At 61.9% G+C, this 24,796-nt stretch carries 38 protein-coding genes; 21 read left to right on the plus strand and 17 right to left on the minus strand.

Annotated elements, in window-relative coordinates:
- Positions 1-41: 41 nt before the first annotated feature.
- Complete coding sequence (locus BM357_RS06865; protein WP_074950951.1) at positions 42-884, minus strand: pirin family protein; 843 nt, start codon at positions 882-884, stop codon at positions 42-44.
- A gap of 179 nt (positions 885-1,063) precedes the next feature.
- Between BM357_RS06865 and BM357_RS19765 the strand changes: the two genes are divergently transcribed.
- Positions 1,064-1,222: a hypothetical protein gene (locus BM357_RS19765; protein ID WP_175511471.1), complete on the plus strand. Its 159-nt coding sequence runs from the start codon at positions 1,064-1,066 to the stop codon at positions 1,220-1,222.
- A gap of 68 nt (positions 1,223-1,290) precedes the next feature.
- Complete coding sequence (locus BM357_RS06870; RefSeq protein ID WP_074950953.1) at positions 1,291-2,382, plus strand: class II aldolase/adducin family protein; 1,092 nt, start codon at positions 1,291-1,293, stop codon at positions 2,380-2,382.
- On the opposite strand, the gene BM357_RS06875 is transcribed toward BM357_RS06870, so the two are convergent.
- From BM357_RS06875 to BM357_RS06895, 5 genes are all read right to left on the minus strand, one after another.
- The gene (locus tag BM357_RS06875) at positions 2,357-3,247 is read right to left on the minus strand and encodes an SDR family NAD(P)-dependent oxidoreductase (protein WP_074950955.1); all 891 of its coding nucleotides are present in this window, start codon (positions 3,245-3,247) and stop codon (positions 2,357-2,359) included. The two genes, BM357_RS06870 and BM357_RS06875, sit on opposite strands and share 26 nt — an antisense overlap.
- Before the next feature lie 21 nt (positions 3,248-3,268).
- Positions 3,269-4,414: a glycosyltransferase family 4 protein gene (locus tag BM357_RS06880; protein ID WP_074950957.1), complete on the minus strand. Its 1,146-nt coding sequence runs from the start codon at positions 4,412-4,414 to the stop codon at positions 3,269-3,271.
- Positions 4,415-4,482: 68 nt separating this feature from the next.
- The gene (locus BM357_RS06885; RefSeq protein WP_074950959.1) at positions 4,483-5,208 is read right to left on the minus strand and encodes a hypothetical protein; all 726 of its coding nucleotides are present in this window, start codon (positions 5,206-5,208) and stop codon (positions 4,483-4,485) included.
- A gap of 50 nt (positions 5,209-5,258) precedes the next feature.
- Positions 5,259-6,254: an inorganic phosphate transporter gene (locus BM357_RS06890; protein ID WP_074950960.1), complete on the minus strand. Its 996-nt coding sequence runs from the start codon at positions 6,252-6,254 to the stop codon at positions 5,259-5,261.
- Positions 6,255-6,267: 13 nt separating this feature from the next.
- Positions 6,268-6,882, minus strand: coding sequence for a DUF47 domain-containing protein (locus BM357_RS06895; RefSeq protein ID WP_074950962.1), 615 nt, complete (start codon positions 6,880-6,882; stop codon positions 6,268-6,270).
- 267 nt (positions 6,883-7,149) lie between these two features.
- Between BM357_RS06895 and BM357_RS06900 the strand changes: the two genes are divergently transcribed.
- From BM357_RS06900 to BM357_RS06910, 3 genes are all read left to right on the plus strand, one after another.
- On the plus strand, positions 7,150-7,857 hold the full coding sequence (locus BM357_RS06900) for a response regulator transcription factor (protein ID WP_074950964.1): 708 nt from the start codon (positions 7,150-7,152) through the stop codon (positions 7,855-7,857).
- Between the two features lie 8 nt (positions 7,858-7,865).
- A complete protein-coding gene (gene pnpS / locus BM357_RS06905) occupies positions 7,866-9,677 on the plus strand; it encodes a two-component system histidine kinase PnpS (protein ID WP_074950966.1) in 1,812 nt (603 codons plus the stop codon).
- Between the two features lie 184 nt (positions 9,678-9,861).
- Positions 9,862-10,461 (plus strand): DedA family protein, encoded by a 600-nt coding sequence (locus BM357_RS06910; protein WP_074950968.1) that lies wholly within the window; start codon positions 9,862-9,864, stop codon positions 10,459-10,461.
- A gap of 45 nt (positions 10,462-10,506) precedes the next feature.
- Here BM357_RS06910 and BM357_RS06915 read toward each other — a convergent pair whose 3' ends face one another.
- Positions 10,507-11,331, minus strand: coding sequence for an ABC transporter ATP-binding protein (locus tag BM357_RS06915; protein WP_074950969.1), 825 nt, complete (start codon positions 11,329-11,331; stop codon positions 10,507-10,509).
- A 235-nt stretch (positions 11,332-11,566) separates the two neighbouring features.
- Between BM357_RS06915 and BM357_RS06920 the strand changes: the two genes are divergently transcribed.
- Together BM357_RS06920 and BM357_RS06925 are read left to right on the plus strand one after the other, a co-directional pair.
- Positions 11,567-12,307 carry an SDR family NAD(P)-dependent oxidoreductase gene (locus tag BM357_RS06920; RefSeq protein ID WP_074950971.1) on the plus strand — a complete coding sequence of 247 codons (741 nt, stop codon included), beginning with the start codon at positions 11,567-11,569 and terminating at the stop codon, positions 12,305-12,307.
- Between the two features lie 39 nt (positions 12,308-12,346).
- The gene (locus BM357_RS06925; protein WP_074950973.1) at positions 12,347-13,498 is read left to right on the plus strand and encodes a glycerate kinase; all 1,152 of its coding nucleotides are present in this window, start codon (positions 12,347-12,349) and stop codon (positions 13,496-13,498) included.
- A gap of 75 nt (positions 13,499-13,573) precedes the next feature.
- On the opposite strand, the gene BM357_RS06930 is transcribed toward BM357_RS06925, so the two are convergent.
- The 6 genes from BM357_RS06930 to BM357_RS06955 form a co-directional block, all read right to left on the minus strand.
- On the minus strand, positions 13,574-13,804 hold the full coding sequence (locus BM357_RS06930; protein WP_074950975.1) for a hypothetical protein: 231 nt from the start codon (positions 13,802-13,804) through the stop codon (positions 13,574-13,576).
- Positions 13,805-13,903: 99 nt separating this feature from the next.
- Entirely contained in the window at positions 13,904-15,307 is a 1,404-nt protein-coding gene (locus BM357_RS06935) for a recombinase family protein (RefSeq protein WP_074950977.1), read from the minus strand.
- Between the two features lie 27 nt (positions 15,308-15,334).
- Positions 15,335-15,985, minus strand: a complete 651-nt coding sequence (locus tag BM357_RS06940; RefSeq protein WP_074950979.1) for a hypothetical protein — start codon at positions 15,983-15,985, stop codon at positions 15,335-15,337.
- A gap of 35 nt (positions 15,986-16,020) precedes the next feature.
- A complete protein-coding gene (locus BM357_RS06945; RefSeq protein ID WP_074950981.1) occupies positions 16,021-16,908 on the minus strand; it encodes a BRCT domain-containing protein in 888 nt (295 codons plus the stop codon).
- A 22-nt stretch (positions 16,909-16,930) separates the two neighbouring features.
- The gene (locus BM357_RS06950; protein ID WP_175511472.1) at positions 16,931-17,359 is read right to left on the minus strand and encodes an ImmA/IrrE family metallo-endopeptidase; all 429 of its coding nucleotides are present in this window, start codon (positions 17,357-17,359) and stop codon (positions 16,931-16,933) included.
- Positions 17,360-17,366: 7 nt separating this feature from the next.
- On the minus strand, positions 17,367-17,915 hold the full coding sequence (locus tag BM357_RS06955; RefSeq protein WP_074950985.1) for a helix-turn-helix domain-containing protein: 549 nt from the start codon (positions 17,913-17,915) through the stop codon (positions 17,367-17,369).
- A gap of 150 nt (positions 17,916-18,065) precedes the next feature.
- On the opposite strand from BM357_RS06955, the gene BM357_RS06960 reads away from it, so the two are divergent.
- The 5 genes from BM357_RS06960 to BM357_RS19775 are packed head-to-tail and all read left to right on the plus strand — an operon-like array spanning position 18,066 to position 19,829.
- A complete protein-coding gene (locus BM357_RS06960) occupies positions 18,066-18,293 on the plus strand; it encodes a helix-turn-helix transcriptional regulator (RefSeq protein ID WP_074950987.1) in 228 nt (75 codons plus the stop codon).
- Positions 18,294-18,305: 12 nt separating this feature from the next.
- Complete coding sequence (locus tag BM357_RS19770) at positions 18,306-19,052, plus strand: Rha family transcriptional regulator (protein ID WP_074950989.1); 747 nt, start codon at positions 18,306-18,308, stop codon at positions 19,050-19,052.
- Entirely contained in the window at positions 19,049-19,297 is a 249-nt protein-coding gene (locus BM357_RS20660) for a DUF6809 family protein (RefSeq protein WP_074950991.1), read from the plus strand. Before BM357_RS19770 ends, BM357_RS20660 begins: the two co-directional genes overlap by 4 nt.
- Positions 19,294-19,644, plus strand: a complete 351-nt coding sequence (locus BM357_RS20665; protein ID WP_074950993.1) for an HNH endonuclease — start codon at positions 19,294-19,296, stop codon at positions 19,642-19,644. The genes BM357_RS20660 and BM357_RS20665 overlap by 4 nt, the downstream gene beginning before the upstream one ends.
- Positions 19,645-19,655: 11 nt before the next feature.
- A complete protein-coding gene (locus BM357_RS19775) occupies positions 19,656-19,829 on the plus strand; it encodes a hypothetical protein (protein ID WP_175511473.1) in 174 nt (57 codons plus the stop codon).
- Here the strand turns inward: BM357_RS19775 and BM357_RS20670 are convergent.
- The 3 genes from BM357_RS20670 to BM357_RS06990 all read right to left on the minus strand — a co-directional run bounded on the left by BM357_RS20670 (position 19,804) and on the right by BM357_RS06990 (position 20,905).
- Positions 19,804-20,037, minus strand: a complete 234-nt coding sequence (locus BM357_RS20670) for a YjcQ family protein (RefSeq protein ID WP_425426527.1) — start codon at positions 20,035-20,037, stop codon at positions 19,804-19,806. The genes BM357_RS19775 and BM357_RS20670 overlap by 26 nt on opposite strands.
- Before the next feature lie 290 nt (positions 20,038-20,327).
- Positions 20,328-20,585, minus strand: a complete 258-nt coding sequence (locus BM357_RS06985) for a hypothetical protein (RefSeq protein WP_074950997.1) — start codon at positions 20,583-20,585, stop codon at positions 20,328-20,330.
- Positions 20,585-20,905 (minus strand): helix-turn-helix domain-containing protein, encoded by a 321-nt coding sequence (locus BM357_RS06990; protein ID WP_217647676.1) that lies wholly within the window; start codon positions 20,903-20,905, stop codon positions 20,585-20,587. The genes BM357_RS06985 and BM357_RS06990 overlap by 1 nt, the downstream gene beginning before the upstream one ends.
- A gap of 130 nt (positions 20,906-21,035) precedes the next feature.
- Here BM357_RS06990 and BM357_RS06995 point away from each other — a divergent pair, with 130 nt between their 5' ends.
- Positions 21,036-21,242 (plus strand): helix-turn-helix domain-containing protein, encoded by a 207-nt coding sequence (locus tag BM357_RS06995; RefSeq protein WP_175511474.1) that lies wholly within the window; start codon positions 21,036-21,038, stop codon positions 21,240-21,242.
- Between the two features lie 207 nt (positions 21,243-21,449).
- On the opposite strand, the gene BM357_RS20460 is transcribed toward BM357_RS06995, so the two are convergent.
- Positions 21,450-21,581: a hypothetical protein gene (locus BM357_RS20460; protein WP_281245571.1), complete on the minus strand. Its 132-nt coding sequence runs from the start codon at positions 21,579-21,581 to the stop codon at positions 21,450-21,452.
- 79 nt (positions 21,582-21,660) lie between these two features.
- Here BM357_RS20460 and BM357_RS07005 point away from each other — a divergent pair, with 79 nt between their 5' ends.
- The 8 genes from BM357_RS07005 (at position 21,661) to BM357_RS20465 (ending at position 24,766) form a co-directional block, all read left to right on the plus strand.
- The gene (locus tag BM357_RS07005; protein WP_245783887.1) at positions 21,661-21,933 is read left to right on the plus strand and encodes a helix-turn-helix domain-containing protein; all 273 of its coding nucleotides are present in this window, start codon (positions 21,661-21,663) and stop codon (positions 21,931-21,933) included.
- A gap of 199 nt (positions 21,934-22,132) precedes the next feature.
- Positions 22,133-22,336, plus strand: a complete 204-nt coding sequence (locus BM357_RS07010) for a hypothetical protein (RefSeq protein ID WP_074951002.1) — start codon at positions 22,133-22,135, stop codon at positions 22,334-22,336.
- Positions 22,333-22,608, plus strand: a complete 276-nt coding sequence (locus BM357_RS07015) for a hypothetical protein (protein ID WP_074951004.1) — start codon at positions 22,333-22,335, stop codon at positions 22,606-22,608. Before BM357_RS07010 ends, BM357_RS07015 begins: the two co-directional genes overlap by 4 nt.
- Positions 22,605-22,802, plus strand: a complete 198-nt coding sequence (locus tag BM357_RS07020; protein ID WP_074951006.1) for a hypothetical protein — start codon at positions 22,605-22,607, stop codon at positions 22,800-22,802. The genes BM357_RS07015 and BM357_RS07020 overlap by 4 nt, the downstream gene beginning before the upstream one ends.
- Before the next feature lie 71 nt (positions 22,803-22,873).
- A complete protein-coding gene (locus tag BM357_RS07025) occupies positions 22,874-23,398 on the plus strand; it encodes a host-nuclease inhibitor Gam family protein (protein WP_074951241.1) in 525 nt (174 codons plus the stop codon).
- Positions 23,398-24,345, plus strand: a complete 948-nt coding sequence (locus BM357_RS07030) for a hypothetical protein (RefSeq protein WP_245783888.1) — start codon at positions 23,398-23,400, stop codon at positions 24,343-24,345. The genes BM357_RS07025 and BM357_RS07030 overlap by 1 nt, the downstream gene beginning before the upstream one ends.
- Entirely contained in the window at positions 24,287-24,637 is a 351-nt protein-coding gene (locus BM357_RS07035; protein ID WP_083430269.1) for a LysM peptidoglycan-binding domain-containing protein, read from the plus strand. The genes BM357_RS07030 and BM357_RS07035 overlap by 59 nt, the downstream gene beginning before the upstream one ends.
- Before the next feature lie 6 nt (positions 24,638-24,643).
- On the plus strand, positions 24,644-24,766 hold the full coding sequence (locus BM357_RS20465) for a hypothetical protein (RefSeq protein ID WP_281245572.1): 123 nt from the start codon (positions 24,644-24,646) through the stop codon (positions 24,764-24,766).
- Positions 24,767-24,796: the final 30 nt, after the last annotated feature.

The following is a 24,796-nucleotide window of genomic DNA, read 5'->3' on the forward strand; positions in this document are numbered from 1 at the left end:
CGGGCTTGTCGCCGTGTGGACGACCGGCCAAGGCGAATCCCTCAGTCCGCGAATCGCCCGTTCTGGTAATCGTCGATGGCCTGAAGGATCTCCGCCCGCGTGTTCATGACGAACGGCCCGTACGCCGCCACCGGCTCGCGCAGCGGCTGGCCCGCATACAACAGCACGTGCAGGGGTTCCATCGCCTCGATGGCGATCTCGCTCTCCGGCGCGTCGGCCGGCCCCAGCCACAGGACCTGGCCCCGTTCGCCGGTCTGCGCGTCGGCGCCGAAGCGTCCCCGGCCCTCGAGGATGTACAGAAAGCCGTTGTACGCCCCAGGAAGGTCCTGGACGAAGCGGGCCCCGGCGTCGAGGTGGATGTCCACCATGGTCACCGGGACGTGGTTTTTCGTGGGCGCCTCAATCCCGCCGGAGCGGCCGGAGAACACCCGGCCCCAACCCCCTTCCACGCGGCGGACGGGCATGTCCTTCGCCAACAGGTTCTGGTACCTGGGGGCGGTCATCTTGTGAGACCTCGGGAGATTCACCCACAACTGCAGGCTGTGCACCGTCTCGCCCGGCGCCGGGTCCTCCTGGTGGATCACCCCGCGCCCGGCGGTCATCCACTGCACGTCGCCGGGTCCGAGTTCGCCGGAACCGTTCTTATTGTCGTAATGCCGCAGATGGCCCTCAATCACGTAGGTCACCGTCTCGATGCCCCGGTGCGGATGCAGGTCGAAGGTGCCCGACTGGAACCAGTCTTCCGCCAGGAGCAGGAATGGATCGAACCGGTCCCAATGACCGGGCTCGAGCAGCATCGCCGCCGTGTGGATGGGGCTCTGCCGGCGCGCCTCGGGCGTCCAGATCCGTTCGATCCGCCGCTGTGCGACGGCTTGTTCAGACATCAGCTTCACCTCCAGTGGGATGCGGAAGCCGGCGGACGGTTGCGATCCAGATCAGGTTTCCGCACCTGACCGGAGTATAGCACATTCAAACAAAAAGTAAGAAACTATATTCATAGAACCCCGGCGGCGCGTGTCCCTGAGGAAGAAATCGGGGAACCTGTGGCGAGGAGGTGAGGGCAGTGGAAAGATCCCGGGATAGAGAGGGAATTCGTTGGCCGAACGCCGTGTGGCCGGTGCTGGCGATGTTGGTCGGCGAGGACGTGTTGGAGGCGTTTGTCCGCTCCGCCGCGCCGGAAGATGCGGAAGGGGCGCCAAAGCCCGGCGCGGATCTGGAATAGGCGTTTTTGCATCGATTCATATATAATCGGAGGTAGAACCTGCATCTGGATGGATGTATTGGAGGAGGATGCACGTGCTGTACACGGTAGCTGGAGAAGTGGCAGGTGACCGCCAACGGTGGTTGCTGGATGGGCTCCATCGGCTGTTGCAAGGGCGGGGATATCAGTTTGTGGAACCGGGTCAGCCGGACATCCGATTGGTATTGAATTTCATCGATCCAGAACGGCCGCGTCCGTACCGCCGGATGGCGCAGGCGACGTACGTGGTGTCCATCGCCACGGTGGACAAACACCCGGACAGCGTCTTGCACGCCGCCTATCCGCTGATGGTGCGCTCGCTCGCCAATCTGATGATGTACACGGTCGACGGCCCGGACGGATTCCATACATACTTTGTGACGCTGGAACAGGGGTGCTACAAGATCCCGTATCAGGCGGGGGACGACGAGGGGTACTTTGAGCAGGTGTTCAAACGCCTGGAGCCGCTGGCGACGTCCAACCTGATCATCAACAACGACTTTCACCCCGATCTGCCCGAGGAACTGTGGGAGGGCGACGAGATCACCGAACAGGTCAGCCGCGCCGCGCGCAAAATTGAGGAGATGAACCTGTGGCCTGCGCCGTTCCCCATTCAGGAGATCCTCTCGCCGGAGGACATGCGCCACGTCAAGCGGCTGTACGGCATCGGGGGCCTGAGCTACGGGAACCTGAGCGCGCGCAAGGACACGCGCCGCTTCTGGATGAGCGCCAGCGGGGTGAACAAGGCCAACTTGCGGACCATCGGCCAGGACATCCTGTTGGTGAAGGATTTCGATCCGCAGCAGAAGGCCATGCAGCTCAGCGTGCCGCCGCACGTGACGCCGCGGCGGGTGTCGGTGGACGCGATTGAGCACTGGATGATCTATACCGAACACCCGCAGGTGGGGGCCATCGTCCACATCCACGCGTGGATTGAGGGCATCCCGTCCACAGAGATCAATTACCCGTGCGGCACCGTGGAACTGGCGCGCGCGGTGGCGGAACAGGTCCGGCGGGCCAAGGATCCGTCGCGCGCCATCGTCGGTTTGAAGAACCACGGCATGACCATCACGGGCCCCGACTTGGACGACATCTTCGAGCGCATCGAGGGGAAGGTCATCCCGCAGGTGCCGATGTCGTGACGTCCTCCTGAGCGCCTTCCTGCCGCGCCGCACCCCGTGCGGCGCGGTGCTGTTCCGTTACGCGGCGGACGGTCTGGTTCCAACCGCGCACCGTCCAGCGGTAATAGGCGTCGAGCAGCGACGGGAACGCCCTCGACAACCTCGCCGCCGCGCCGAAACGGCGCGGAACCACCCACTCTTGCTTGCGCCGCAGGACCGCCTGCACCACCCCTTCGGCCGCTTCGTCCGCCGTCAGGACGGGGACACCGAGCGGCAGGCGGTACATGTCCTGATGCAGGTGCCCTTCAATCAACGCGGTGTCCACGGGACCCGGCGCGATGAGCGAAACGACGATGCCCTCGGGATGCAGTTCCTGCCGCAGGGACAAGGCCAGGCCGTGCAGCGCGTGCTTCGGCGCCGCGTAGGCGGCGAAGAACGCCGGCGTGCAGGGGACGGACAGGGATGAGATGAACGCGATGCACTTGCGGCGGCCCTGCCGGAGGAGCGGCAGAAACGCCTGCACCGCATGCACGGCTCCCCAGTAGTTGATGTCCATCGCTTGGCGCGCCCGCGCGAGATCGAGCGCTTCCACCGGCGCGAGGTAAAAGACCGCCGCGCCGTACACCAGCACGTCGACGCGGCCGTACCGGGCCGCCACCTCCTCGGCGAGCCGGTGAACCGCCACGGGATCGGACACGTCGGCCGGGATGGCTTCGGCTTCGCCGCCCTGCCGGCGGATGTCTTCGGCGGCCGCTTCCAACGCGTCCCGTCCGCGGGCGACGAGGACGACGCGGGCGCCGCGCGCCGCGAACCGAAGAGCGCTCGCCTTGCCGATGCCCCCCGATCCGCCGATCAGCACCACCACTTCCTCTCGCATGCCCTTCATGCCGGTCACCTCCGTCGCGGATCAGCTGACATCCGCGGTCAGCTCCTGTTGCTGCGCCTGGAACAGGCGGTAGTAATGGTGAATGAGCTGCTTCGTCGGGCCGCTCCAGTCCAGTTTGGACGCCACTTCCAGACCGCGCTGCGCGATGCGCTCCCGTTTGCCCGCATCGCCGAGCCAATCCTCGATGGCGCCGAGGATGGACGCCGTGTCGAGCGGGTTGAACAACCATCCCGCCTCGCCGTGCAGCAGCACCTCGCGCGTGGCCGGGCTGTCGGCGGCCATCACCGGCAGGCCGGACGCCATCGCCTCGTACATCACGAGCCCCAAGGTTTCCGTCGTCGACGGGAAGATGAAGGCGTCGGCCGACGCGTAGGCCTGCGCCAACTCCTCGCCGAACAGGTAGCCCGTGAACGTGGTGTTGCTTCCGGCGAAGACCCGCTCCAGCTCGGCTCGGTGCGGGCCGTCGCCGACCAGGGCCAGGTGGACATCGGGCAGCCGGTCGAGACACGGCCGCAGCCGCTCAAGCCCCTTCTCGGATGCGAGGCGCCCGACGTAGAGGAGCACCTTCCGGTTGGGGTCGGCGCCGCCCAACAGGCGGGCGCGCATGGCGTCCGACCGCTTGGATGGGGAGAACAGGCGAAGATCCACGCCGCGTTCCCACAATTCAAGATTGCGAAAGCCATGGGCCTTCAACGTCTCCAACGTCGCCTCCGACGTGCACAGGTTGATCTGCGCCTGATTGTGCATGGTCCGGAACAGCCACCACAGGAACGGCTCGAGCCAGTCCAATTTGTAGTAACGGGCGTAGCTCGGGATGTGCGTGTGGTAGGAGGCAATCAGCGGCACGCGCAGACGCCGTGCGTAATAGATCGCCGCGGGTCCGAGGAAACCGGGATTGACCGAGTGGATGAGGTCCGGCTGGAACGCCTTCAGGATCTTGCCCACCCGTGGCCAGGGCCGCGCGAACTTCTTCTCGGGATAGAGGGCGAAGGTGAACGAGGGCACCCCGACCACCCGCGCGGGGCCGTAGGACTCCGGCGCGCCTTTGGGGGCAAACAAGAGGATGTCGTGGTGTTCTTTCGCCAGGTGATCCAGCGTGTTGCACAGGCGGGTGACCACCCCGTCCGTACCCGGCAGGAAGGTCTCGGAAAAGATTGCGATGCGCATGCTATCGCCTCCTACTCGTCATTCTAAGACAAATCACGAGCCAGGTGGACGTGGTTTGCCGGTTCCTGTCATCCCACCTCAGTTCCAGGATGGCCGCCCCCGCTGGCATGAATACCCGAACCGTGGAAAATCGCCTCCTCCGGCGGATCGCCCAGGACCCGCCGGACGCGCTCCACGACCTCGCGGTACTGGGGCCGGTCCCACGAGTTATAGGATGGGTGCGGGACGCCGTCAATCACCTGCCAATGAGGGCTGTCCACCGCGGCGAGGCGGAAGAACTTCTGCGCGAAGCGGCCGCATGGCACCAGGGTCAAGGGCCGGTCCTGCAGTCGCTCGAGCTTTTTCCGCAGCCCGGCGACGAGCACCGCCTGCACCTCGTTGTACAGAGGATTCGGGTAGGTATCCCGCTGATTGTTGCTGCGTATGTACATGAGCGCATCGAGCCATACCCGGTGTTCCCGGCGGACGTCGGGATCCGGATAGGCGCTGGCCTGCATCGGGATGTTGCACACGTTCATGAGGCCGATCCGGTTGAGGCGGGGCCGGTTCTTCGCTTCGTCGGCGTTTTTCTTCACCAGCCGCCCAAGCGGAAACCGGGCGTATCGCTCCCCGAACAGGTGCTTGGTCATGGTGGCGCCCGAGGGTCCCGAGACCGGCGCGCCAAATTTCAGCTCCTGGACGTGAGGGGATTCGAGAATGAAGATGAGATCGGACGAGGGAAGCAGGATGTCAGGGACCTCGTAAGACGCCGACAGGGTCGACAGGACTTGGCAAAACGCTTCCGTCACGTTCACGACAACACCCCCGTCCCCATTGTATCAGGAGGGGACAGGGGGAGGCATGGTCATAGCGTGACAATCCAGAGAATCGCTTTGGCCAAGAGAGCCGCCAACAGGCCGCTGATGGGAATGGTCAACACCCAGGCGATCACGATGTTCAACGCGACACCCCAGTTGACCTGCCGGAACCGCTTCGCCGCCCCGGTTCCCATGATGGCCGACGAGATGACGTGCGTGGAGGACACCGGCAACTTGAGCAGCGTCGCGGTCAGGATGACCGTGGCCGATGTCAGATCGGACGCGAAGCCGTTGATGGGCTCCAGTTTGATGATCTTCGATCCGACCGTCTTGATGATCCGCCAGCCGCCACTGGCCGTGCCGGCACCCATGGCGATGGCGCACAGCACCTTCACCCACAGGGGGATGTGCATGTCGGACTGAAATCCGCCCGCGATGAGGGCGAACGTGATGATGCCCATGGTCTTCTGCGCGTCATTGGTGCCGTGGGTGAATGCCTGGAAGGCGGCCGAGAAGATCTGCAGGAACCGAAATCCCCGGTTCACCTTGTGCGGCGAGGTATTGCCGAACAACAGCCGCAGGATCCACATCAGGACGTATCCCAGCAGGAGCGCGCTGATGGGCGAGATGACGAGTGCCTCGAGGATGGACGTAAATCCCGCGGCGTTCACCGCCCGCCAGCCGGCCGCGCCGATGACCGCCCCTGTCAGGCCGCCGATGAGGGCGTGCGACGACGAGCTGGGGATTCCGAAATACCAGGTGAACAGGTTCCAGCTGATGGCTGCGATGAGGGCCGCCAACACAATCCACATCCCGTGTTCGATGTGCAGCGGATCGGCAATTTTTCCGCCAATGGTCTTGGCGACCCCCGTGAAGGTCAACGCGCCGATGAGATTCAGAGCCCCGGCCATCAGGACGGCGCGCCTCGGCGACAGTGCGCGCGTGGAGACGGTGGTGGCGATGGCGTTGGCGGTGTCGTGAAAGCCGTTCGTGTAATCAAACGCCAGCGCCAACAGGACGATGATGACAATCAAGGTGATCATGCATCCACCTTCTTCACGCGTTCTTCACCGTGATGGAATCGAGCACATCGGCCACATCCTCGCAGCGATCGGTGACGTTCTCGAGCGTCTCGTAGATCTCCTTGAGTTTGATGACGTCGAGGACGTCGTAGCGGCCTTTGCCGAACAGATCGCGCAGGGCATTGCGCAACACGGCGTCCCCCGCCTTTTCCAGCTGGTTGATCTTCACCGTGTATTCGCGCAGGTCCTTGAGCCGGCGCTGGAACAGCCGGTCCATCGCACCGCGGATCTCCTCCACGCACTGCAGGATGTTCTGCGCGAACTCGTGCATGACCGGCGTGGCTTCCGTGATCTGATAGACTCCGAAGCGCACGGCGCAAGCCTCCAGGCCGTCGACGATGTCGTCCATGGAGACGGCCAGCTCGAGGAAATCCTCCCGTTCCAGGGGCGTGATGTAGGTCGCGTTGAGCAGGGTGACCAGCCCGCTGGTCAACTCGTCCCCGCGGTGCTCGAAGTCCTTCAATCGCTGCGTGAACTCATCCAAACGGTCGAGTTCCTTCAGGCCGTCGGCGAAGTACCGGGCGGTGTCGTGCAAATTCTCGGCGATGTCGACGAGAAAGCGGAACAACTGCTCACTGCGTTTGGGCACAGGATAAGGCCTCCTCTGTCACGGCGGTACGGATGCGCGGCCACATCTTTGCACAGGGCCGCAGATGTGCATATTGAGCGTACGTCAGATTTGTAAAGCCGATGTGGACGCTTTATTAAGTTTTTGTAAAGGCGTTGCCCGGTATCCCGGCATCCAGGAGACCCACGGGAGCGAAGCGTTGCCGACGCGCCTGGATGTGTTACATTCAGGACGACGGCTGCCCGAGCGTTCACGGCGGACGGGTGGACTGCGCCGGAGGTGTGGACGATGAGCGCCAAGGTGTTGGTGGTCGATGATGAGGCGACGATAGTCCAACTGGTCGCGTACAACCTGCGTCAGGCGGGATACGAGGTTGAGACGGCCAGCGACGGCTGGGACGCCCTGGCGAAGGTGGAAGAGATGGATCCCGATCTGGTGGTGCTCGACTGGATGCTTCCCGGGCTTGACGGCATGGAGGTGTGCCGCCGGCTGCGCTCGCGCGGCGAGCGGCCCGGCATCATCATGCTGACCGCGCGGGACGACGAAATAGACCGCGTCGTCGGGCTCGAGATGGGGGCGGACGACTACGTCACCAAGCCGTTTTCACCGCGCGAATTGACGGCGCGCGTCAAGGCGGTGCTGCGCCGCGCGTCCGCGGGGCGAGGTCCCGGCGACGGCGAGGAGGGGGGCGTCCACCAGGTGGGTCCCCTGCGCGTGCTGGAACGGGAGCGGGAGGTGTACGTGGGCGAACGGCGGGTGGAACTCACCACGCGCGAGTTCGATCTGCTCCTGCACCTCATCCGCCATGCGGGGCAGGTCCTGTCGCGGGAGCAGTTGCTCAACGACGTCTGGGGGTACGCGTTCACGGGAGACTCGCGCATCGTGGACGTGCACGTGTCCCACCTGCGGGACAAACTGGAGGAGGACCCGAGGCGTCCGGCCTTCATCCAGACGGTTCGCGGGGTGGGGTACAAGTTGGCGGGGCGGCCGAGGTGAGCCGCCGGATGAGCGGGGTCCGCATCCGGGTCACGGCGGTTGCGGCAGGCGCTGCGGCGGCCCTGCTGCTGCTCGCGAGCCTGTGGGCCTTGGCCTTCTTCGAACGCGAGCAGCGCGACGGCGATATGGCCGCGTTGACGGCGGGCGCGCGCGGATTGGCACTGGCCCTGGGCCAGGCGGGACAGGCCAGGTGGACGGCGGTGCTGGCCGGGTGGCCGGGGTTGTCCGGCGGGCTGCCCGTGCAGGTGGCGGTGTACGATCTCGCGGGACGCCGGGTGGCCGCGTGGGGCTCCGGGGCTGAGGGCGGCCGGGCAGCGTTGCCGGCGGACGTGCGGTCCGCCCTGTCCGGCCGGGAGACGGCAGGCAGGGTCCGGGAAGTGGGCGGCACCGGCTCGGCGTGGGTGGCAGCGGAGCCCATCCGGGCGGCGGACGGCCGGGTGGCGGGGGCGGTGCGGATGACGCTCCCCGCGACGCCCAGGGCGCGCCACCTCATCCACCAGTGGGCGCTGTACGGCGGGGGGATGTTGGGGCTGTGGCTGCTGGCGACGGCGTACGCGTACCGGCGATCCCGCCGGCTGTCCTTGCGCATCCGGCTCCTCGCGACCGTGGCGGAGCGCATCGAGGCGGGCGAGGCCGGTGCCCGGATCCGCGACGCCGGTGTGGGCGAGTGGGCCGAACTGGGTGCCGCCATTCACCGGTTGGCGGAGCGGGTCGAGGAACAGCGGGCCCGTTTGCACCGCGAGCAGGTGACTTTGGCCAGCGTGATCGAGCACATGACGGCCGGGGTGATGGTCGTCGACCGCGCCGGGCGGGTACTGCTCGCCAACGAGGCGGCGATGCGCCTGTTGGCGCCGTCGGCGGACGCGGTGGCGGGAAAGCTGCACGCGGACGTGGTGGCGGACGAGGCGGTGGTGCGGGCGGTCGATCACGCGCTCGCCACAGGGGAAAGCGCCCGGCTTGAGGTCGCTGGGGGCAGGGCCAAGGAGGCGAGGGCCGACGTCGCCCTGCGCCCGCTGCGGGGCGAGCAGGGGGCGGTCGAGGCGGTGGTCATCGTGGCCCACGATGTGACCTCCTGGCGGCGTCTGGAACGCATGCGCAGCGAATTCGTCGCCAACGTGTCGCACGAGCTGCGCACCCCGATGACGGCCATTCAAGGGTTCACGGAGACGCTGCTCGACGGGGCGTTGGCGGACCCCGACGTGGCGCGCGAATTCCTGACGGTCATCCACGACGAGGCCGTGCGCCTGAACCGCCTGGTGCGCGACCTGTTGGATCTGTCGAAGATTGAGTCCGGGCACACGGTGATGCGCTTCGAGCGGGCCGACGTGGCCGCGCTGGCGCGTTCGAGCGCGGAGCGGCTGAGGCTCCAGGCGGAGGCGGGCGGGGTGGATCTGCAATTGGACTTGCCCCGTCCGGTTTGGGCGGAGGTGGCGCCGGAGCGCATCCAGCAGGTGTTGGACAACCTGGTGGCCAACGCCATCGCGTACACGCCGACTCGCGGCTTCGTCCGGCTGCGCGCGGAGGAGGCCGACGGCTGGGCGTTGGTGCATGTGGAGGACACCGGGATCGGCATCCCCGAGGCGGACCTCTCCCGCATCTTCGAGCGGTTCTACCGCGTGGACAAGGCGCGGGATCGCAGGTCCGGCGGCACGGGGCTCGGGCTCGCCATCGCCAAGCACATCGTCGAGGCGCACAGCGGGCGCATTGAAGTGGAGAGCCAGGTCGGACAGGGGAGCCGGTTCACGGTGTGGCTGCCCGTTCACCAGGGGGCGCGGCAGGGGGACCGCCCGGGCGGCGGGCAAAACGTCACAGTTCGGTGAACACTGCGCGCCGGCAGGCCGGTGCGCGTGGCGCACTGCCCCAATTTTCGATACACTGGGGGCGAATGCGCAATGGCGCAGCGGGCAAACACGCCCGACGGCTCGCACAGGGCGCCATCGGCGCCGGGGACTTCGCGGAGCCCCCTGCCACCTGGCGCGGGTCTGCCGACGAGAGGAGATGGAGATGGACTTCGACGTCCAAAGTCTGCTGCAACACTATGGATACGCGGGCGTGTTTCTGATCTTGCTCCTGGAGCCCATCGGGATTCCGTTTCCTGCCGAGACCACGCTGACCATCTCCGGCATCGCGTGGTCCAACGGGGTGTTCGCGCTGCTGCCCCTGCTGCTCGCGGCCAGCATCGGGAACATCGTCGGGTCGCTGGTGGCGTACCTGATTGGTCGTTACCTCGGGCGGCCGGTGATCCTGCGCTATGGCCGCTACGTGGGCATCACGCCCAAGCGCTTGGACAAGGCCACGGCCACGTTTGAGAAGTACCAGGCCACGGTGGTCCTCTTCTCCAAGTTCATCGCCGGGATCCGCATCCTCGTCCCGTACATCGCGGGCATGAACCGCATGCCGCTGCTGTTGTTCACCGTCTACACGGTGGCGGCGGCGTTGGTCTGGGCGGCCACCTTCATCATCCTCGGCCGCTCCATCGAAATGCAGTGGGCCCGGTACCACCATCTCATCTACCAGTACTCGGCCGTGGCGGCGGTCATCGCCGTCGTCCTCGTGGGGCTGTACATCTTTCTCAAAGTTCGGGCGCGCCGGCGGGAGCGGTGAGCTCCCGCCTCCCTCCGGCCCGGCTGGGGGATGGCCTCGGGGATCTCAACCGGACGCCGCACCGGCTCCCATCACGCCGGCGCCCGACGCCACGCGGAGCCACGGCCGGTCATCCTGCCACGTGATCTCGACCGGGATGGAAAACGCCTCGGACAACAACGGTTCCGTGACGACGCGCGGTTTCTCGCCGCTGGCGACCACGCGCCCGTGTTTGAGCAGCAACACGTGGGAGAACAGGGGCAAAAGCTCCTCGATATGGTGGGTGACGTACAGAAGGGTCGGGGCATCCTCCGACTGACCGAGGACCTGGATGGCCTGCAGGAGGTGTTCGCGGGCGAGGACGTCGAGGCCGGTACAGGGTTCGTCGAGGATGAGGATGCGGGGCCGGCCCATCCACGCCCGGGCGAGCAACACGCGCTGTTTCTCCCCTTGGGACAGGGTGTTGAATGTCCGGTCTGCCAGGTCGGCCGCGCCGAAGCGGGCGAGCAGGTCGGCTGCGCGATCGACGTCGTCTTCATACACTTCGTCGTACACTCCGATGGTGGAGAACTTCCCGCTCAGCACCACGTCCAGGGCCGTCTCCCGCGGATGGAACGACTGTAGCTGCTCCTGGAAGGCGGAGCTCACCAAACCGATGGACTTGCGCAGCTCGCGCAGGTCGACCGTTCCGAAACGGTGGCCGAGCACGGTGATGGTGCCGGAGGTCGGCCAGATATAGCCGCACAACATGCGCAGCAGGGAGGTCTTTCCGGAGCCGTTGCACCCGATGATGGCCCAGTGCTGGTCCTGCGCCACCGTCCAGTCGACGTGCTGCAGGATGGTGTCGGTACCGCGGCGCCAGACGATATCGCGAAATTCAATGACGTTCAAAACCCACCGCTCCTTTGCTCGCTGACGGTAAGCCGGGCCCGGTCGCGTGCCTGCGGGGATCCGGCAGGCACACGGAGCCGCTTTCGAATCCAAGTAACCATTACAATAGCATGACAATGGACGCCTGACCAGACACGGCACGCGGAGTTCTCCCTTGCGCGGGCAGGCCTCACGGGATTGTGTCCGCCCTGCGGGGACGGGATAATAACAGCAGAGACGAGGAGGCGTCGGCAGAATGGGACATGAAGGGCGCGTGGTTGTGGTCACGGGTGCGGCCCGCGGCATCGGACGCGCCATCGCGGAGGCGTTCGCGGCGGCCGGCGGGCGCGTGGTGATGGCGGACCGGGATGTGGAGGCACTGGAGCGCGCGGCGGCGGACCTGCGCCGGGCGGGGGCCGAGGTCGCCGCGGTGACGGCGGACGTGGCGAAGCCCGAGGACGTCGTGCGGCTGATGGACGCGGCGGTGGAGGCGTACGGGCGGATCGACACGTTGATCAACAACGCGGGGGTCTCCCGTTGGAAATCGCCGCTGGAGCTCACGGTCGACGAGTGGGACGAGGTGCTGAACATCAACCTGCGCGGGGTGTTCCTGTGCGCGCGCGAGGCGGCTCGCCGGATGCGCGGCCAGGGCGCCATCGTCAACATCGCCTCGACCAGGGCTTTGATGTCGGAACCGGACAGCGAGGCGTACGCTGCCTCCAAGGGCGGGGTGGTGGCGCTCACGCACGCTCTGGCGGTGTCCCTCGGGCCGTATGGCATTCGGGTGAACGCCATCAGTCCGGGGTGGATTGAGACGGGGGATTACGGGGCGCTTCGCCCGGTGGATCACGCGCAGCATCCGTCGGGCCGGGTGGGGAGGCCGCAGGACATCGCGCGCGCCTGCCTGTTTCTCGCCGACCCGGACAACGGATTCATCACCGGCGAGAACCTGGTGGTGGACGGCGGGATGACCAAGAAGATGATCTACGAACCGTGACATCCGGGCCGGGGGCCCGTCTGGGGGAGGTTGTGCGGGATGCGGTTTGTGGTGGCGCCCGATTCATATAAGGGCAGCCTGTCGGCCGCGGCGGTGGGTCAGGCCATCGCGCGTGCCGTCCAGGCAGAGATCCCGGACGCCGCGGTGCGGGTGTTTCCGATGGCGGACGGCGGGGAGGGGACGGTCGACGCGCTGGTGGCGGCCACGGGCGGCCGGTTGCACGGGATGCGGGCGTCCGGTCCGCTGCTGGAGCCGGTGGACACGGCTTTCGGCGAGCTGGGGGACGGGCGGACGGCGGTGCTGGAGGTCGCGAATGTGGCCGGGTTGCCGATGGTGCCGGCGGATCGAAGAAATCCGCTGCACACGTCGTCGCGAGGACTCGGGGAGCTGATGCGCGCCGCCCTGGACGCCGGATTCCGCCGGTTCATCGTCGGGCTCGGCGGCAGCGCGACGAACGACGGCGGCATGGGGATGCTCTCGGCGCTCGGCGTGCGCTTCCTGGACGCCGCGGGGTTGCCCGTCGAGCCGGTGGGCGGAAGCCTGGACCGGGTGGCGGCGGTCGACTGGAGCGGGCTCGATCCGCGCCTGGCCGAAGCGGAGATTCGGGTCGCGAGCGACGTCGACAACCCGCTGTGCGGCCCGCGCGGGGCGTCGGCGGTGTTTGGCCCGCAGAAGGGCGCCACGCCGGAGATGGTGGCCCGCCTTGACGCGGCGCTCGGCCGCTGGTCGGCGTTGGTCGAGGCGGCGACGGACAGGCGTCTGGCGGAGGTGCCGGGCGCGGGGGCGGCAGGCGGCCTCGGCTTCGCCCTCATGGCCATGGGCGGGCGACTGTCCTCGGGGGCGGCCCTCGTGGCCGAGACCATCGGGCTGACCCAGGCGGTCCGGCCGGGCGATTGGGTGATCACCGGCGAAGGGCAGAGCGACGCCCAGACGCTGCACGGCAAGGTGCCGTACTACGTCGCCCGCCTGGCGCGTGACGCGGGGGCGCGGCCCATCCTGTTGTCAGGCGGCCTTGGGGCGGGATGTGAACGGCTGCTGGAGCATTTCGTCAGCATCCACGCCGCGGTCCCGCGGCCGATGGCCGTCGAGGAGGCGATGGCGGACGCCGAGGCCTTGGTGTACCAAGCGGCGCGCAGCATCGCCCGGCTCATCCGGACGGCCTCCGAGGTCCTGGGGCAAGCCGGGCGTTAGGCGCGCACCGGGGGGCTGGCATCCTCCCGGGGTCGCCAGGGGTCACCATGCGCATCCGGCCCCTGCGCCGGGGGGTTATTCCGCCAACGCCACGCCTTTCGCCCAGGTCTCCGGAGGCACGGCTTGTTTCAACAGCCGCTTGGCCCTGCGCAGCGCGTGGCGGCGGCGGAAGTGCCATTTTTCCGCCGCCTGGATCCACCGCTCGTCGGCCGCGGACCCGGCGCGGATGGACGTCAACGCCTGTTCGGCCCGCTTGTCGTGTTCCCTGGCCTCGACGAAGCACTCGATGGTCATCAGTACCAGCATGTCGTCGGACGGACCGGCGCCCGCGAGCAGCCGCCGCAGGTTGCCCGCGGCCGTATTCCGATGGTAGCTGGTTTCAACGATATACCGAAAGGTGCAACACTATAGGTTCCATTCGATGCGGAATGACCCGTCCCTAAATACGAGGATCTGCCGGATGGTCGCCCGCAACACCGTCTTTTTCTCTGACAGTTCCATATCATCCCACGCATCGCGGATGGCATGAAATGCATCAAGTATCGGTTCCGGGTCTGGGCGCCGCATCCGTTCTCGGGCTTCGTCCAGGGCGAGTTCGATGCGCCCGCGTTCACGCTCCAAATCGGCAACGCGACGGCGCAGTTCCCGCGCGTCAATCGCCTCTTCTTCAAAGGCGTCATACCACCTTCGCAACTTGCGTTCCACTGATGCCAATTCAGCTTCCAAGGCCGCGATTTCGTATTCAGCCTCCGGTTCGTCTGCTTGCGAGATCAAATCCTCCGGCGAAGTCGCGATAGACCGGACCAATTGCGTCACTTGATCATCCAGTGGATCCATGGGTATGTGACGTGATGGACAAGGCCCCCCTAGCTTACGGTAACCAGATCCTTTGTGTTTTCGAGCGCACACGTAATAATCGTGGACCTTTGGTATTCCACGTGTACGATGCACGTGATGATGGACCACTGGCTCGCCACATTCGCCGCACCGCAGAAGGCCGCTGAGCAGATATTCGCCGCGCGCAGGAAGGAGACCATCGCGACGCTTCATCTCCCTTTGCGCACTCTGGAAAGTGACCTCATCGATGATAGGCTCATGATTTCCTTTGGCTTTTGCGGTGCCATAGTGCACGTGACCAGCATAGATGGGCCGCTGTAACATTGCTTTGGCCACATTGTGGTCCCACCAGCGATTGGGGTACTGTGACTCCGCCCAATCTGCGATCTCCACCAGCGATGCTCCCTGTAAAAAACGCCGGAACATCTCTCTCACGATGCGCGCTTCGGATGGTACGACTTCGAGCCGTCCGGCCTCTTTGTTCCACCGGTATCCGAACGGTTGCGGGCCCCCGCCCCATAGACCTTGGCGAGCGCGTTTGTGGTGGCCTTCTTTCGTCCGTTCGATGATGGTTTCGCGCTCCAATTGCGCGAACACCGCGAGGATGCCGATCATCGCCTTGCCGAGTGGCGTCGAAGTGTCAAAGGGCTCCGTGGCGCTTTTGAAGGCTACGCCGTGCCGTTCAAATACCTCTTCGAGCAGGTACAGTACATGCCTCTGCCGGCGGCTGAGGCGATCCAAGCGGTACACGACCACGCTCTGGATTAGGCCGCTCTCGATGTGACGTATAAGGCGCCGCAAGGCAGGGCGTTCCAGGTTTGTTCCGGAATACCCATCGTCGGAGTACACCTCATAGTCCTGCCAGCCTTGGCTCTGGCAGTATGCGATGAGTCGATCTTTCTGTGCTTCAAGCGAAAAACCGTGTGTCGCCTGTTCATCAGTGGACACACGGCAATACAAGGCGACGGTCACAGATTTGGCACCACCTTAAGTCGCTTTTTACTGCTGCCCCTGCTGCTTCTCCACCAGTTTGCCGATTATCGCCAATTCGGCAGTCTTTCCGCCGAGCTTATTATCGGCCTGGACCTGACCGACAGGATACCCATATACCGTGACCATATCCCCAACATTGACGTCACCTGTCGATCCGATATTCATATAGTCGATGAACGTCATATCTTCCGTGCCAATCACAAGCTCTCCAACTTCACCACCACCAAAAGCCTGCGAAATATCGCTTCCAGGGGCATATTCTTGAGCGATACCAACTTGCCCGCTTAACTTCACGATCTTTCCATAGTATTTCCATGGAGCCTTCATGACGTCGCCTGGTTTCGCTGCTTGTGCCTGTTTCTTTACATCGCTAGCGGAAACATCCTTCAATTTCGAGATCGCTATATCAATATTTCCATTGGTGGCGACATCGATGTCATTGACGTTCCATGTGTTCTGATGCGACGGTGGTATAGTCTGAGTGACTTCGGCATTAGACTGGGTACTGGTTGGGGCAGTGGAATTTGATTGACTGGTCGACGGCGATGCTTGATTAGATATGGTGGACGACGTCGAATTAGACAGATGCTGCGATCCTCCGCACCCAGCTACCATCATCAGCGCTGCCAGCGACATATACACCAAGCGGAGTTTCATAACCCTTGAGCCCCCTTAATGATTTTCCAATGTGATTATGCCAAGGCATCCCAAAAGTCCACTTCGTGGACGATCAGGATCCTGTGGCCCTGTTTTCTGAGATGCATCGCTCTTTCTACCTTGCGACCATAGCATGAAAATGCCCAGCATGGGTTGCCCTGGTCTCCGACCACAAGATAGTCTGTGTCAGCCGTGACGCTGTTTGAGAACCGGCCTCCATGTTCGATCACTACCTTTTGGATGTCGGCCCGCTTCATCCTGCCGGACTCGCCGGTGAAGCAGAAGACCCGGTCCTGCACCTGAATATCTGGCGCCAGGGCGCATAGACCGCTAATGTTCATCTGTCTCTTCAGCGCCTCGATTTCACCCTGGTTGAGATTGTATGACGTCCGGAGGTCTATGAACTCGGCAAAGAAAGCCTTTAGAAGTCGTTCTTCTTGAGGATCAACTTTGCCGTCCCGAAGGACCTGAAACACCAAGGAATAGACTTCATCATATGGAAAGACAGATTCCAAGTATGACGATTTGTCGAGCCATTCTTTCAGAAATTTGAGTTCTTGGACGTTGATCGTGCCATCGCTTAAGATACCATGCAAGATCCCATGGAGTACTTGGATGTCATGTGTGATGACGTTGAAATATGGGTTGTCGTATAAATACATGTTGCAAAGCCAGCGGATGTCCTCGATCTCTTCTTCGGTCATGATCCCATCCGCGATGGAGGCACGGACCAATGGCACAATCTCTTTGAATGGATATTTCGACTGATGTGCACTTTGAAGCAGGCACCAGTTCTGCAGTTCCTCGACTTCCATCGAATTAATCTGCTCGTCTGCCCGGATGCCGTCGATGATGCCCATCAATGTATGTAACGCCTTTTCAAACTCCGCCTTCCCCATATACTTCCTGTACTCCAATTGCATGGGCCTGTCCTCCCCGTCATGGTCACATATTCCGCATCTGCAAACGGATACTGGCAATTTCAGTTGTTACCCCTAGATGCTCAGCGAGTTCATGGATTGATCGATACCGTTGTGCCAACGCTTCCTTCAGTGACTCCTCAGAAATGAGGAATCGCGCAGCCCAATTCAACGCGCGCCGTTCGTCGCGACTAAGTTCGATACGGTCTCCATAAGAAGCGAATGGTTTCGTGAATTTCGAACGCGGGACAGTGAAGTAATGGCCGAGTTCTTCGGCCAATACGCATCGATGAAGGGTTGGATTGAAATCCAATCGGATGTCCAGGAGGATGAATGGCTTGTCTCTGTAATGATCGTAGAAATACAATCCATGCAGCTTGCGTTCGCCATAATTCAGATGATCATAATCCAGAAAGATATCTTCTTGCTGTATGACTTCAAGAAGCCTATCCATGGAGATCTCACCCATTATTCTTCTGTTTTGCGACCATCTCATCGTATTTGCGCAATGTGCGACGGATCACATTGTGTATGTGCTCGACAAAACCTGGATCATCAATGCCGTACTCGCTTTCCATGTGGGCGGCGATTTCTGTGATTTCTGCGTTCATATCATCAGGATCAAGCCCTGCAGACTCCTCCGTGTGCTTGTCCTCTTTATCGCCTTGAGACTTTAGAAAATCAGCAAACTGAGTAACTTGCTGCTGTTTATCGGGAGGCAATTGGCGAATGGTTTCAAGGAGACGGCGTTCCTCGGATGACATCATTTCGACGACGTCCGAGACGGCAGACGCGTGCGGGTCATCTGTTCGTCCAAGAAGATAATCCGTTGTACATCCCAGTAACTCAGCTATTTTAATCAGGGTTTCTTCCCGAGGCACCCTCCCCTTATTTTCGGACTCATAACCGGCAATCGTCGAGCGCGACACGCCAAGTTTCGCAGCGATGTCGTCCTGTGTCCATCCTCGGCCTTCCCGTAGCAATTTGAACCGTTGAGCGAAAGACGTCAAGGGTAACCACCTGCCTCGCTATGTATTGTACATGCATATGTTCCGAAAAGAAACGTCGCATAAAGGAACAAAACTGCTTGACAAAGTTCCGACTAGGAACTATGATGTTCTCAGAATCAAGTTCCGTTAAGGAACGAAAGGAGGGTTGAGATGAATCCCAATACCCGGTTGGTCGAGCGTAGAAAGCAACTCAACCTGACGCAAGAGGAACTGGCCAGAAAGGCCAATATCTCTCGTGCGTATCTGGCCAACATTGAAGCCGGGCGAAGAACGTCGACCATCCATGTCGCGAAACGCATCGCGGACGCATTGCAGTCGACTGTTGACTATCTTTTTACAGACAGTGTTCCCAAAGGGAACGAGGAACATACGGCCTGAGGAGGTGATATCGTGAATCAACTCGTGTTCATCCACCAGGATCGGCCGGTGACCGACAGCCTGACGGTGGCAACGGTGTTCGGAAAAGAGCACCGGCGAGTTCTGCAAGACATTCGTGAGCTTGGATGCAGCGATGAGTTTCGTGAGCACAATTTCGTGCTCACCTCGTACATCGACCAATGGAACCGTGAGAAGCCGAAGTACATCATGACCGAACAAGGTTTTGCACTCCTCGTCATGGGATACACAGGCCCGCGCGCCATGGAGTTCAAGGAACGCTACATCGCCGAGTTCGAGCGGATGCGCAAGGAACTCCAGACACGGGACCTGGTGGAACGGTTCAATCTCCCGCGCACCTATCCCGAGGCACTCCGGGCCCTGGCTGCGGCGGCCGAAGAGGCCGAGCAAATGCGGCAGCAGTTGGAGGAGCAGGCCCCGAAGGTGGCGCTGTACGAAGTGGCTATGCAAGCCACCAACGCCCAGGCGATGAGCGCGATTGCAAAGTCGCTTGGAATCGGTCGAAACAAACTGTTCGCGTTCCTGCGCGAGCAGAAGGTACTCCGGCACAACAATGAGCCATATCAGGAGTACATCGACCGAGGCTATTTCAGGGTGCGCCAGTACAGCATCACGCATTTCCATGACGGCATTGAGAACAAGGCACAGACCCTGGTCACGGCCAAAGGGATGGACTTCATCCATCGTCTGCTGCGCCAGCACGGGATGATCAAGGACGCTCAGGCGGTGAAGGCTGAATGAGTCGCATTAGCGACCTGCAGACAAACGGCCCGTCGGAAACGCTTGAAAAATACCAGAACGCAGCAAGACGGGTTGTCGAGAGTTTGGCTTGGTTGCGTGCGAATCTGAATGAACGCCAAAACGCAGTCCTAGACGACCTGATGGAAGCCATCGAGACGTGCACCGACATGGAATGGAACGGAGCACTCGTAACGGGGTTCGACTTGGGTGCAGCTAGCTCACACGATGGTGCACGCCAACCGTGAAGCGCACACCACTCCAGCGCAAGACGCCGCTCAGACGGCGCAGTACCTTGGCAACTAAATCGCGTAAACCAACGGCCTACACCAAAGACCTGCGCGAGTACATCCGCGAACGTGACCAGCATATCTGCCAGATCTGCGGTAGGTCCGGAACCCAGATTCATCACGTTGTCCCACGCGGTCGGTTTGTCGCGGCATGGTATACGTTCGAGAACGTCCATGACCCGCGGAATCTGATGCTGGTGTGTCACAGGTGCCATCGGCGGATCCATGACGAGCCGGGCATGGTGGAAGAGGTCATTCACATGCAGGAACAGCGGTTTGGGCCGTTGAGGAAGACGTTCGGATAGGAGGTGAGAGCATGGATGGGCAAAGGGTAAGAAATCATGCCGTGCTCGCTCAAGCGGCAATGGAAATCTTAGAGGTACTTTGCAAGCACGGCATCAAACACGGAGAGATCGAAACGGTGTTTACCTATGTTCGTGAAAAGGCATCAGAGCAACCTGTGTCTATTGATTCTCATGGCTCTCGATGAAAGCCAACCCTTCGTAGGTGAGCCTCGGCTTATGCACGTTGAATACTAGACCACCGATCGTTTTCGTGTACATCACTCCGGTGATCAGATTCAAATCAATGAGTCTTTTAAGAGCATCCTGATAGTCATCTGATTCGAGGCCCAACAAACTTTCGAGTTGGTTCAAATCTGTATTCCCGTCTCTGATGTTCGTGAGAATCCGACACATTGCATGATCGAATTCCTTGGTGGATTTGAACAAGCGTTTCACGTCCTTTCCGAGTTGTCGCTTTTACTAACCATCTCCCGCAGGAACTTGTCCAAAAGTTTCCGCTGGGTGGGTAAATGAAAGGCTGGTGGAATGAATGGTTTCAAGGCTTCGTCCGACACAACACGACGACCCGAAACTGCATGCCATGGCAACTTCTCAGTTTGCACTGAGCGAGGCAGAATGGGATGCCCTGTTTGCGAATGCTCCGGTGGTGGATCTTCGCAAGGAGGGTCCAGTTCCGCAGCGCATCAAACGGTATACCGTTTCCACGGAATCGCAGCAGGGTTGACGCGGGACAAAAAGTTAACGATGTCCTGCCGCCCGTAGTATGTAGGGATGCCTCGCGTGTCCTGAGCCATGAGGATGATTGGTATCGGTCCAAACACTTGCAGTCCGAATTGCTGCATCTGATCGCGTTCGTGTGGTGAGTTCAAGACGTGCTGTTTTACGACAACGATTGCGAACGTCACTCCTTGTTCGCGGATCAGAGCGCCATCAAATTGCATCAATCATCACCACCTTTCATGGTTTCAAGGAACTTCGCCAGTTGCTCTCTCTGCTGCGGAGTCAGTTCTTTGGCAATCGATATGAGTCTGCGGAGGTCTGGAGGCAATTCATCACTCCGGTCCTCCGCGAAGAACTCCGAAAGGGTGATGCCGAGGGCGGAGCAGAGACGGGACAGCACGTCGACGGTTGGGCGCATGTCGCCAGACTCGATCTTGTTGATGGCGGATGCCGCAACCCCGGATTCCTTGGACAACCTGTATTGGCTCCAGCCACGAGATTCGCGCAGAGACCGTAACCGGGACTCGACATCCAGAGCCAATTGAATCCCCCGTTCGTTATGTCTCTAAAGAGAATTATAACGGACGTACTTTTTGGAGCAATAATTTCTGATAGAGGTTGACATCCTGACTCTAAAGGAACATAATAGAGCCATGGAGGTGATGTTGATGGTGGTCAAGGTTAGAGAGGTGCGCCAGCAACGTGGCATCACGACGTATGAACTGGCTAAGCGTTCTGGCCTTGCTCAATCGTTCGTATGGAAGCTTGACCACGGCAAAATCAAGAGCCCGAGCATCAACACGCTCACGAAGTTGGCGAAGGCACTCGATTGTAGCGTGGACGACCTCTACGAGGAGGAAGAGGCCAAGCGGGCCTGACATCGACACGATGGAGAGTTGGCCGAAGGAGGTGATGTCTTTGGTGATGGCGACAGCCGAGCAAGTGACCAACCTGCAACCGCATAGGCTCACCCAGGAGGTGAGCGATATGCAACAGCATTATGTCCCGGCGCTAAAGGACTTTCCGCCGGAGGTGCAATCTGTTGTGAAGCGTGTCCTAGCTCGGGTGCAACAACGCATGCTCAGTCAACGCGCGGAGATCGACAAGCGGATCTCCACTTCATCGTAGTTCTCACGGAGTTCTTCAGCGAGGTCTATCAAGGCTTCGCAGATGAACTCCAAGATGGCCTGGGCACTCGGTGTCAACGTGGTCTGCATGGTGTATCTCTCCTTCGATGGGGGGGATGTGGGAGGCGCGGCTCGGTACCGCGCCGGATTGAGGATGGACAAGGAGGTGATGAAAGTGAAGCGAGGCATGAAGGCTGTCGTTGCGCGGGCGTTGCGGGGCGCTGCAAACCTCACGCAAGACGAGGAGGCGGCGGCCGTGAACGTCCACCGGACAGTGATCAGTCGGGTTGAGAACGGTGCTCCAATGAGTGACGACCTGTTTGATGCAATCATCGGTGCATGCGGAGGCGCGCCATTCATCGACTGGCTGATTGACCTGTTGCAGGCGGCCAAGGAATGGCACCAAACACGCCGTCGTATTGGGCCGTTGCTCTACGCATAGCGTATCAGGTTTCTGAGAACGTGCCGTGCTGATTACGCACGAAATGTGCGTGTTGAGGGGGTGGACGATGAAGGGGCGGACAAACGAAGACCCCGTGGATGCGGGAACATCGCACGGGGTAACGGGGTAAGGGTGTTTCGAAGGGACTATCACCGCCAGTCTACCGCAATTGAGCGGGGCTGGCAAGGAGGAACGGACCATGCAGGTGATCGAGGTCACGACGGATTTTGCAAGCATCCGCGCGGTGGCGACGGACCGGGAACGGCAGAACCGCGAATGGCTCTACCGCCACAGCCTGCACCAACTGATACGGCAGTACCGGCGGGAGTTCGGCGATGAGGCGACGGCAGACCTGCTCCGAGAGTTGAACGCCTACCACGACCACAAGGTGGTGTCGAGATGAGCACGGCGCCGGTTATCCAATCCCCGGCCCCGCCGACGGTGGAGTGCTTCATCTGCCATCGGCAGCACCCGATTCAGGCGACGGTGCAACTGGCCACGGGCGAGAGGGTCTGCGAGGCGCCTGAGTGTCGGGGGACGGTGGTGCAGTGCGACTATTGCGAGGAACTTTTCTACGACGAGGACATACACCTAAGCCGAGCAGGAGTGAATCTCTGCGGGACGTGCGCGAGGAAACACGCAGAGGCGTTCGACTGGAGGTGGATTGAGGCGTGATCTACGTGGGTCATCGTGGAGATCTGTCGACACTCTACGTCGACCGGGAAGTGTGGCATCAGAAGTACCACGGTCAGCCGGAACTGACCGAGCAATATGCGCAGCGGGTGTGCGACTTTCTCATGGACCATCTGCCGGCCTCGGTGTTCAAGCGCCTCGCCAAGAAGGTCCAGGAGGAGGCGAAACATCTGTGACCACCGGATGGGGTTGGCGGGTCATCAAGCGGCCCGCCAGAGAATCACAAGAGAGGTGAGGACGAATGAGTGTGAATCCGCTCTACATGCAGGAGATCGAGGAACTCGAGCAGCAGCCGGCGGAGGCCCGGGAGCGGTTCCGGGTCACCGACCTGGCTAGCGCCAACTGGTGCATGCGAAAACTGGCGGCGCTCAAGGCACAGGAGCGCGACACGAACAACCTGGCGGACGCCGAGATCGAGCGGATCGAGTCCTGGCGCCGGCATGAGTTGGACAAGCTCCGTGGCAGCATGGAGTACCTGGAGATGCTGCTCACCGAGTACCACAAGCAGGTGTTGGCGCAGGACACTCGGGCCAAGACCATCAGCACGCCGTACGGAAAACTAAAGGCCCGCAGGCTCCCGCCCAAGGTGGAGTACGACGAAGAGATGCTGCTGGCGTGGGCGAAGGGTGCAGGCCGGACGGACTTCGTTAGGGTCCGCGAGGAACTTGCCAAGGACGCGATTCGCGATGCGGTGCTGCGCGGCGGAGAGGCGGTTCCTGGCGTGACGGTAATCGACCAGGGTGTCAAGTTCTCGGTGGAGGTGACGGAGTGATGGCCATCCAGGAACGGGCGATTGTATCCGCGCAGCCTAACGCGGGCCTGTCGATGGTGATGGACTTCGCTGTACTCAAGCAAAGGCTCTCTCAACTTCAGCAGTTCGTGAGAGAGTACATGGTTCCTGGAGAGGATTACGGGATCATCGAGGGGGCCAACAGTAAGCCCACTCTACTCAAGCCGGGTGCGGAAAAGCTGTGTGACGTGTACGGTCTATCAGCCGGCGAGGCACAGATTGAGTTCACGCGAGACGACACGAAGACTCCGATCTACATCAGTTACCGCGTTTCATTGCCGCTCATCAGTCGGGCGGACGGACGAATCATCATGGTTGGTGTTGGATCGGCCAACTCGTGGGAGAAGAAGTACCGCTGGCGCTGGGTGTTTGAGAATGAGTTGCCGCCTGGGATGTCTACGGAAGGATTGAGAACGCGGACGGGGACGAACAAAAAGGGCGAACGCTATGTGCAATACCGCATCCCGAACGACGAGATCGACGACATCGACAACACGCTGCTTAAGATGGCCAAGAAACGGGCATTGATCGACGCCGTCCTCTCCGCGACTCGCTCGAGCGCCCTGTTCACCCAGGATGTCGAGGACATGGAGGGCATGCTGGTTCGGCCGCACGATACCTCTGTCAGGGATGAACGACGCATGAATCAGCCTCCGCAAAGCGGCAACGGAGGCGCCAAGCCCGCGTCCGACCGGCAACTGACATTCCTCCAGCGGAAGGGCAAGGCCAAGGGCCTAGAGGGAGAGGAACTTACCGCTTGGGTCCATCAGCAGACGGGGAAGCCGATGGAGCAGCTGACGAGCAAGGAAGCGTCCCAACTTATCGACGCGCTGGACAACTATCATCCACCAGCGAAGGGAGGGCCGCCGGATGACGATCCCTTCGCCGGAGAGTCGCTGGAGATCGACGACGCCGACCTCCCGTTCTGACGCGGGGCGACACAGGGGGCTGCGAAAAGCCGCCCCCCTGCTCCTGGCCCTGGTGTGGGTGCTGATGTTCCTTGGCGCCGCGATGGCGTCCGTTCGGTCCGGAGCCGTCTCGCCGGGCCCGAAGACGACGCTGTACACCGTGCAGCCTGGCGACACTCTGTGGTCAATCGCCAGCCGGCTGGACAAGCACCAGGATCCGCGGCAGGCGGTGTGGGACATCATGCAGGCCAATGGGCTGAAGGACTCGCTGATACGGCCGGGGATGGTTCTCCAGATCCCGGCGGGGAGGTAAGAGGACGTGATAGGGGAGACCATGCGCACGTGGATCGAAGCATGGAACTCAGGAAACTTTTGGGCGTTCGTGCGCTGGCGCGCCGGGATCCACCGCCGCTACGTGAAGCGGCGTCCGGCACAGCGGTGATTGGCGTGAGTGTTGCGGCCGCATCCCACG

This window comes from Paenalicyclobacillus macrosporangiidus (genome assembly GCF_900116805.1).
In the GTDB taxonomy this organism is placed as follows: domain Bacteria; phylum Bacillota; class Bacilli; order Alicyclobacillales; family Alicyclobacillaceae; genus Alicyclobacillus_H; species Alicyclobacillus_H macrosporangiidus.

Excerpts from the sequence above, each read along its gene's own strand:
- BM357_RS06960 (WP_074950987.1), top strand. The coding sequence starts at position 18,066 with ATGAATCCCAATACCCGGTTGGTCGAGCGTAGAAAGCAACTCAACCTG.
- BM357_RS06940 (WP_074950979.1), bottom strand. The coding sequence starts at position 15,985 with ATGAAACTCCGCTTGGTGTATATGTCGCTGGCAGCGCTGATGATGGTA.
- BM357_RS07010 (WP_074951002.1), top strand. The coding sequence starts at position 22,133 with ATGCAGGTGATCGAGGTCACGACGGATTTTGCAAGCATCCGCGCGGTG.
- BM357_RS06950 (WP_175511472.1), bottom strand. The coding sequence starts at position 17,359 with ATGGATAGGCTTCTTGAAGTCATACAGCAAGAAGATATCTTTCTGGAT.
- BM357_RS06865 (WP_074950951.1), bottom strand. The coding sequence starts at position 884 with ATGTCTGAACAAGCCGTCGCACAGCGGCGGATCGAACGGATCTGGACG.
- BM357_RS07035 (WP_083430269.1), top strand. The coding sequence starts at position 24,287 with ATGACGATCCCTTCGCCGGAGAGTCGCTGGAGATCGACGACGCCGACC.
- BM357_RS06945 (WP_074950981.1), bottom strand. The coding sequence starts at position 16,908 with ATGCAATTGGAGTACAGGAAGTATATGGGGAAGGCGGAGTTTGAAAAG.
- BM357_RS07005 (WP_245783887.1), top strand. The coding sequence starts at position 21,661 with ATGAAAGTGAAGCGAGGCATGAAGGCTGTCGTTGCGCGGGCGTTGCGG.
- BM357_RS06920 (WP_074950971.1), top strand. The coding sequence starts at position 11,567 with ATGGGACATGAAGGGCGCGTGGTTGTGGTCACGGGTGCGGCCCGCGGC.
- BM357_RS06930 (WP_074950975.1), bottom strand. The coding sequence starts at position 13,804 with ATGCTGGTACTGATGACCATCGAGTGCTTCGTCGAGGCCAGGGAACAC.
- BM357_RS07030 (WP_245783888.1), top strand. The coding sequence starts at position 23,398 with ATGGCCATCCAGGAACGGGCGATTGTATCCGCGCAGCCTAACGCGGGC.
- BM357_RS06870 (WP_074950953.1), top strand. The coding sequence starts at position 1,291 with ATGCACGTGCTGTACACGGTAGCTGGAGAAGTGGCAGGTGACCGCCAA.
- BM357_RS06890 (WP_074950960.1), bottom strand. The coding sequence starts at position 6,254 with ATGATCACCTTGATTGTCATCATCGTCCTGTTGGCGCTGGCGTTTGAT.
- BM357_RS07015 (WP_074951004.1), top strand. The coding sequence starts at position 22,333 with ATGAGCACGGCGCCGGTTATCCAATCCCCGGCCCCGCCGACGGTGGAG.
- BM357_RS06925 (WP_074950973.1), top strand. The coding sequence starts at position 12,347 with ATGCGGTTTGTGGTGGCGCCCGATTCATATAAGGGCAGCCTGTCGGCC.
- BM357_RS20670 (WP_425426527.1), bottom strand. The coding sequence starts at position 20,037 with ATGTGTCGGATTCTCACGAACATCAGAGACGGGAATACAGATTTGAAC.
- BM357_RS20660 (WP_074950991.1), top strand. The coding sequence starts at position 19,049 with ATGAGTCGCATTAGCGACCTGCAGACAAACGGCCCGTCGGAAACGCTT.
- BM357_RS20460 (WP_281245571.1), bottom strand. The coding sequence starts at position 21,581 with ATGCAGACCACGTTGACACCGAGTGCCCAGGCCATCTTGGAGTTCATC.
- BM357_RS06875 (WP_074950955.1), bottom strand. The coding sequence starts at position 3,247 with ATGAAGGGCATGCGAGAGGAAGTGGTGGTGCTGATCGGCGGATCGGGG.
- BM357_RS19775 (WP_175511473.1), top strand. The coding sequence starts at position 19,656 with ATGGATGGGCAAAGGGTAAGAAATCATGCCGTGCTCGCTCAAGCGGCA.
- pnpS (WP_074950966.1), top strand. The coding sequence starts at position 7,866 with ATGAGCGGGGTCCGCATCCGGGTCACGGCGGTTGCGGCAGGCGCTGCG.
- BM357_RS06910 (WP_074950968.1), top strand. The coding sequence starts at position 9,862 with ATGGACTTCGACGTCCAAAGTCTGCTGCAACACTATGGATACGCGGGC.
- BM357_RS06985 (WP_074950997.1), bottom strand. The coding sequence starts at position 20,585 with ATGCAATTTGATGGCGCTCTGATCCGCGAACAAGGAGTGACGTTCGCA.
- BM357_RS06900 (WP_074950964.1), top strand. The coding sequence starts at position 7,150 with ATGAGCGCCAAGGTGTTGGTGGTCGATGATGAGGCGACGATAGTCCAA.
- BM357_RS06880 (WP_074950957.1), bottom strand. The coding sequence starts at position 4,414 with ATGCGCATCGCAATCTTTTCCGAGACCTTCCTGCCGGGTACGGACGGG.